4 protein-coding genes are annotated in these 5,059 nt (G+C 36.6%); 3 read left to right on the top strand and 1 reads right to left on the bottom strand.

Annotated elements, in window-relative coordinates; translation table 11 throughout:
* The first annotated feature begins 578 nt into the window (after positions 1-578).
* The 3 genes from K8V80_RS09920 (at position 579) to K8V80_RS09930 (ending at position 4,230) form a co-directional block, all read left to right on the top strand.
* Positions 579-1,871: an SLC13 family permease gene (locus K8V80_RS09920; protein WP_276777552.1), complete on the top strand. Its 1,293-nt coding sequence runs from the start codon at positions 579-581 to the stop codon at positions 1,869-1,871.
* A gap of 912 nt (positions 1,872-2,783) precedes the next feature.
* Positions 2,784-3,176, top strand: coding sequence for a hypothetical protein (locus K8V80_RS09925; protein WP_276777554.1), 393 nt, complete (start codon positions 2,784-2,786; stop codon positions 3,174-3,176).
* Complete coding sequence (locus K8V80_RS09930; protein ID WP_276777556.1) at positions 3,139-4,230, top strand: SLC13 family permease; 1,092 nt, start codon at positions 3,139-3,141, stop codon at positions 4,228-4,230. Before K8V80_RS09925 ends, K8V80_RS09930 begins: the two co-directional genes overlap by 38 nt.
* A 272-nt stretch (positions 4,231-4,502) precedes the next feature.
* Here K8V80_RS09930 and K8V80_RS09935 read toward each other — a convergent pair whose 3' ends face one another.
* Positions 4,503-4,832, bottom strand: a complete 330-nt coding sequence (locus K8V80_RS09935) for an RNA recognition motif domain-containing protein (RefSeq protein WP_006745231.1) — start codon at positions 4,830-4,832, stop codon at positions 4,503-4,505.
* Between the last annotated feature and the right edge of the window lie 227 nt (positions 4,833-5,059).

Below are 5,059 nucleotides of genomic sequence, written 5' to 3' on the forward strand. Positions count from 1 at the left end.
GGTTGATTGAGTAGAGTCATACGCTCCAAAATTGATATTGAATTCTTTAGAATGAGAAAGGAGGAAGATTAGAGAACTTTTCAACGATGAGTTGGACTGTAATAGATTGTTTGATAGTGCACTATGCTCTATCACGAAAGAGTGAAAAAAAGGATATTGTCAAGAATATAGAAAGAAGATAGATGATTATTTTTTCATTTTGCACTCTTTTTATTCAATAAATAAGCAGCGTGTGATTTCTTTTTTTAAAATTCGGAGAGATAAAGAATAATGATTGCGAAAGTATCGTTTGAAATTTGTAGAAGTTTGAAATTTATATACATCCCATCTACCCGTTTTATGCGATACAAAAAATCCTGAAAAAGGAGATTAGTATGAATTGTAATTAACGTAAATCTAAAACTATGTCCGATAAAGAATCGTTCCTATCCAAGCTCTTTACCAAGCAGATTTTTATACCGTTTTTGGTATTGGGTGTTTTTGCTTTTAGTATGGTTATTGCCCTCAGAAAAGTTTTCTTTTCTTGAATTAACTATTATCCAGCAGCGTGTTTTATTAATTTTTATTTTGCTGTTGTTATGTGGATTACGGAGTATATCCCATCGTGGATTACGTCTGTTTCTCTCACCACTTTACTGTTGTTTACGGTGTCTGATAGTGCATTGAATTTCTGTCGGTTGGGAGTTCCTCAAGAAGAGCTTTTGTCCAATAGAATCTTGATCGCATCATTTGCCGATCCCGTCATCTTCCTCTTCTTAGGAGGTTTTATACTGGCAGCAGTTGCCTCTAAATTTTACATTGATAGGAAGATAGCCAATGGAGTGATAAAAGTAATTGGTACTCGCTCCACATACTACTTACTTGGTATAATGCTGGTTACGGCTTTGTGTTCTATGTTTGTGAGCAATACAGCTACTGCTATAATGATGCTGACATTGGTAGGTCCCATCTTGAAAGATTTTGAGAAAGGAGATAAGGGTAAAATTGCTTTGGTACTAGGTATTACAGTTGCTGCCAATCTTGGCGGTATGGGTACTCCTATCGGTACGCCACCCAATGCGATTGCTATGAAGTATTTAAATGACCCTGCCGGACTTAATCTGAATATTAGTTTTGGAGAGTGGACAATGGTGTTTGCTCCTCTAGCAATAGCCTTGGTTCTTATTATGTGGTATATCTTAACAAAGCTTTTTCCATTCAATAATAAGAATTTAAAAAAGATGGATTTGTCTAATCCTCCCAAGGTAGAATCGGAAAATCCTTACATTGAATATATTGTCTATATCATAATAAGTGCTACCATTGCGTTGTGGTGTTTTGATAGATTCTTTGGTGTAAACCCCAATGTGGTAGCCTTTATCCCGATAGCCCTCTTTTGTTTGCTTGGCGTATTTGGAAAAGACGATTTGGCAAATATCGACTGGAGTGTGTTGAGGTTAGTGGCTGGGGGATTTGCCCTAGGCTTTGCTTTCCAAGAGAGTGGATTGGCCTATAAACTGATTACTTCGATAGATTTTACTACTATTTCTCCATGGATTATCATGTTGTCTAGTTGGTTGATCTGTTATGCTTTGTCCAACTTTATATCCAATACAGCAACGGTGAATCTATTGATTCCTATTTTCGTGGCTTTGGCTTCTTCTCTATCTGGAGAATTTGATCACATTGGTGGGGCCAAAACATTCATTATCGGTGTTGCTGTCTTTGCTTCTATGGCTATGGTCTTACCCGTAAGTACGCCTCCCAACGCTTTGGCATTCTCCAAAGGAGGATTGAGTAAGAAAGACTTGGCTAAAGTTGGTCTGATTGTGGGTGGCATCGGTATTGTAGCTTGTGTAAGTATGGTTCTGGTAATGAGCCTTATCCGTTAGTTGCTTAAAAACAGTATTTGTACATAAATATCAACCCCCGTCTAATTTGAGTTTAGATGGGGCTTTTCATTTTATCAAAATGTTTTTTAAAGAACTGCCTTGTATGTTGTTAAACATATACTACAAAAAAGAGTATAAAGTAGTCTTCTGTATATAAGTTTTGAAGAAACTTGTCTTTTATCTACTAATAAGGTAAAAAGCTTTCGTTTTGATATTTTTGTGTAGAGTGCAGGTTTAGCCGTTTTTTTAGGGAATAGGAGCGACTTTAAGTGTGTCCTTTTTTACCGTATTCAGCTCTTTATTTTCTGTTACTGGGTATTATATAAGTCTCTTTATTGAAAATGAGTTTGCTTCTGAATCTCCTTTCAATAGTTCTACTTCATAGGCTATATCCCTTTACTTGAAGAATAATAAGTAGTATCTATCTGCTCACATAAATAGAATGAGAAGGGTTTCTGAGTGCGTAATGAATATCTCTATATCGCTTAGGTATGGTGTATGAACTTTTTGTATAAATAGACTGACAAGAATCTGATATCCTTTCCTTTGAGCTTTCGGTATTAGTAGATAATTTTAATTTACGAAAGCTATATCTTTTTAAATTATAAATATTTACAGTATAAATAGAGTCTAAATCAATAGAAATGAGGAGTCTAAAATAGAATCGTCTGAAAATTTGAGGGAAAAGAATAAACAAACTTATGTCTATCTTGTTTAATTAATATTGAAAAACACAAAAGAATACTAGAATACTCTTTTTGATATAAATAAGGTAGATATAAATACCCAACTGTACCATATTGTTATAATGAGTGTGCTTGTATTTGAAAACATCGGTAGCTAGGTAAACTTCTTTTCACAAAAGGGAGGTTGCAGCACTACTTAAACTTAAAACCTTAAACCTAAACAGCTATGCTAACGAAAACGATTACCAATTCGAAGACGCAAGTTTTTAAGCCCATTATCTTACTGGCTTTAGTTCTTGCTATTTGGATTCTACCTACTGCATCATCTCATGCCCTAGGGCTTACTATTATTCAACAACGCGTATTACTTATTTTTATATTTGCCGTAATCATGTGGGTTACGGAGTATATTCCAGCGTGGATAACGTCTGTTTCTGTTACGACCCTCTCACTACTCACGGTATCAGATAGTGCCTTGAATATTTTTAAGGCTTCACTTGAGGGTGAAGAACTCCTTTCATCCAAAGCGCTAATTGCTACTTTTGCCGATCCCATTATATTTTTTTATAGGTGGGTTTATATTGGCTGCCGTCGCCTCGAAATTCCAGATAGACCGTAAGATAGCCAATGGGGTGATTGGGCTGATAGGGACGCAATCCCGGTATTATTTACTCGGTATAATGTCGGTTACAGGGCTTTGCTCTATGTTTATAAGCAACACAGCCACAGCTATTATGATGCTGACAATGATAACCCCCATGCTCAAACAAATGTCTGATACCGACAAAGGTCGTACGGCACTAGTGCTTGGTGTCTCTGTGGCTGCCAACGTGGGTGGTATTGGTACTCCCATTGGTACGCCCCCCAATGCCATTGTACTAAAGTATTTGAATGATCCGGCAGGGATGAATCTGGGTATTGGCTTTGGCGATTGGATGCTTGTGTTTGTTCCTTTTTCTATTATTCTCATCGGTATTTCTTGGCTGATTATCTCCAAGCTCTATCCGTTTTCCAACCCCGAGATGGAAAAGGTAGATACCATGAAAGTTGAAGAAAAAGGAAAATGCGATCTATTAATGAAATATGCTGTTTATTGTATTTTTGGTACAACCATTGCGTTGTGGTGTTTTGATAGCTTCTTTGGGGTGAATCCCAATGTAGTAGCCTTTGTGCCCATCTGTCTGTTTGCTCTGCTAGGGGTAGTAGGAAAGAAGGAATTGGCTGAAATCGACTGGAGCGTACTTTGGTTAATATCGGGCGGATTTCCTTTGGGACTAGCTTTCCAAGAAAGTGGATTGGCACATACCCTGATTAGTGGAATTGATTTTTCATCTATTCAACCTTGGGTAATTATATTCTCTTGCTGGATGGTGTGTTGGGGTTTGGCTAATGTAATCTCACATACAGCCGCTGTAACATTGGTTACGCCTATCTTTGTGGTCTTAGCGATGTCGCTGTCACAGGAGTTGGCTATCTTTGGCGGAGCCAGAACCTTATTAATAGGTATTGCTGTATTTGCCTCCCTCGCTATGATATTGCCTATCAGTACCCCTCCCAATGCTTTGGTTTATTCCACAGGCTTTGTGCAAAAGAAGGATTTGCAAACGGTAGGAATTATTATTGGTATGATCGGTTTAGGATTGAGTTCGTTGCTTGTCTTCTTTATCCGTTAAGGACAGGTTTTTAATAGTTGATTAATTGTAAGAGAAGGTTGTCTATCTACTTTAGGATGGATAACCTTCTTTTTTACGACAGTAGTAATATTCGCTTTTTTAGAGTTGAGGCTCTATACAATGGACTAGGTAGAGAGTAGTACCCAAAATAGAGGAGCAGGGGGGTATAAAAGAAAATAGCAGTAAAGTTTCCCTTACTGCTATTCTATTTTAAATCTTAATCCTTATCTATGTTAATTAGGCAGGATCAGAAATCTATGGTTTATAAAAGATTAATATCTTCTGTCACCACCACCACGGTTGAATCCGCCACCGCTTCTTCTGTTGCCACCGCCATTGAATGAACGACGAGGTCTTTCTTCACGTGGTCTTGCTTCTGATACAGAAATAGTTCTGCCATCATATTCAGCACCGTTAAGTTCAGAAATTGCATTTTTCGCTGCGCTGTCATCTTCCATTTCTACGAAACCAAAACCTTTAGATTTGTTTGTTTCGCGATCCATGATAACTTTTGCAGATTTGATTTCACCATACTCTTGAAAAAGGTCCATTAGGTCAGCATCAGTAATACCATAGCTTAGACCACCAATAAAAATATTCATTTGTAAAAAAATTAAAAATTAAATAAAATGTTTAATGAGTATGGTATATCAAAAACAAACTAGACCTTAAATGCACTGATTGAAGAACTGTGTGAAATATGTTATAATCATCACTCATCATAAAACGATGTAAATATAAACATAAATCTTTGAGTAAAACATCATTTAGGGTGAATTATTTATTATTATTTTGTTTAAATTCTATTATTTAGCAATTCTATGGAAAT

The organism is Bacteroides coprosuis (genome assembly GCF_020741705.1).
Classification (GTDB): Bacteria; Bacteroidota; Bacteroidia; order Bacteroidales; family Bacteroidaceae; genus Bacteroides_E; species Bacteroides_E coprosuis.

Excerpts from the sequence above, each read along its gene's own strand:
- K8V80_RS09920 (WP_276777552.1), top strand. The coding sequence starts at position 579 with ATGTGGATTACGGAGTATATCCCATCGTGGATTACGTCTGTTTCTCTC.
- K8V80_RS09925 (WP_276777554.1), top strand. The coding sequence starts at position 2,784 with ATGCTAACGAAAACGATTACCAATTCGAAGACGCAAGTTTTTAAGCCC.
- K8V80_RS09935 (WP_006745231.1), bottom strand. The coding sequence starts at position 4,832 with ATGAATATTTTTATTGGTGGTCTAAGCTATGGTATTACTGATGCTGAC.